Raw genomic sequence first — 1,343 nt, 5'->3', positions numbered from 1 at the left:
ACCGTTCGTGCTAAACTGAACAAATATCCATCTGTTTAGAATGGCACTTTAAAAGGCAGAACCTTTACTGGTGTAACGGCGACACTCGCTATCCCATTTGCAAAAGCATTTGGGAATACTTTTCTGATAATATTAGCTGACCCATTGCAATCTGCATTTAGGAGGATTCCTTTAGCAGATTTAAATAAACCACGCTTCACTCTCTTACCTAGGTAGGCAGATTGTTTTTGTAGTGGTTCAAAGTCCAAAGCACTGCACTTTGAGGTATAAGATTCTTCAGTCACAACAACTTTGATTCCTGCTAATTGACATTTATAAGTTAGTTGGTCAATTAATCTTGCATGGGGAATCTGTGTAAAAGACTGATTATTCTTTTTACCTATGTTGATATTCTGTTTCCAGTTATCGTTTTTACCAATAACTAATGTACCAATATCACAAGCCTTGAGTAGATTAACAATTGTTCTGCTTGTATTGTGTAAATAGTTATCAACGTAATTGTTTCTGTAAGCAGTCATTGATTGGATACGCTTACTTGACTTACGTTTTTCACCTAACTGAGTTTGTAACTTAGCTTTATTCTTATTGTAGAATTGGTTGACTGACTTCAGTGGTCGTCCATTAATCAACAAAGGTGCAAATCCTGGTTGATTTGAAGTTAACGCTACTAAGTTTGTTAAACCAAGGTCAATACCAGCTATATATCCACTGGTTGATTGTTCTTCCTCCTGCTTTTCATAAACTATTTCCACTACATAACAAGTGGGACGAGGTACTAAACGTACTTCTATAACAATATCTACCTTAGTCGGAATCTTAATATCACTCATTGACAAGTGACAAATACCTTTCTTGAGTTCAGCCTTATAAACCGACTCATGATAGTAGATAACTACGTTACGTCCTTTGGTTTTGTCTTTGTAACCTGGTATTCTAGGTTCACCTAAGAACTTGGAAGGATTCTTCTTCCACTCTTTGTGTGCTTCAAAGTAAGCAGTCCAAGTAGAAACTAGTCGTTTAATAATCTGCTTGCTAACTTTAGTAGGTAAAGCACGATAGTCTACACAATCTTTAGTCAAATGATAAAGGTCAGTTAGACTATACTTTTTACCAGTAGCAAAGAAGTGTTGACGACATATATAGTTAGCTGCATTGTATAAGTTCTTTGAGAGGAAGCACAATTTATCAATCTCTTTCCAATGTCGGTGAGATTGCTTAATCATGTGTCTCTCAACTAATATCATTTCTTCTTCCTCCGCTCGGCCGAACGCTTACCATAAATTCGAGCCGAAAAAGAAGACATAAGAGATAGCATATCTTCAACTAACTCTGCTTCATATGTT

At 36.3% G+C, this 1,343-nt stretch carries 1 protein-coding gene; it reads right to left on the bottom strand.

Annotated elements, in window-relative coordinates; genetic code table 11:
• Positions 1–35 precede the first annotated feature (35 nt).
• Entirely contained in the window at positions 36–1,223 is a 1,188-nt protein-coding gene (locus H5968_RS24945) for a transposase (protein WP_255427252.1), read from the bottom strand.
• Between the last annotated feature and the right edge of the window lie 120 nt (positions 1,224–1,343).

Origin of the sequence: Sphaerospermopsis sp. LEGE 00249 (genome assembly GCF_014299995.1) — a bacterium.
Classification (GTDB): Bacteria; Cyanobacteriota; Cyanobacteriia; order Cyanobacteriales; family Nostocaceae; genus Sphaerospermopsis; species Sphaerospermopsis kisseleviana.
The sequence above is the reverse complement of the archived record's forward strand: the minus strand, read 5'-3'. Positions and strand labels throughout refer to the sequence as shown.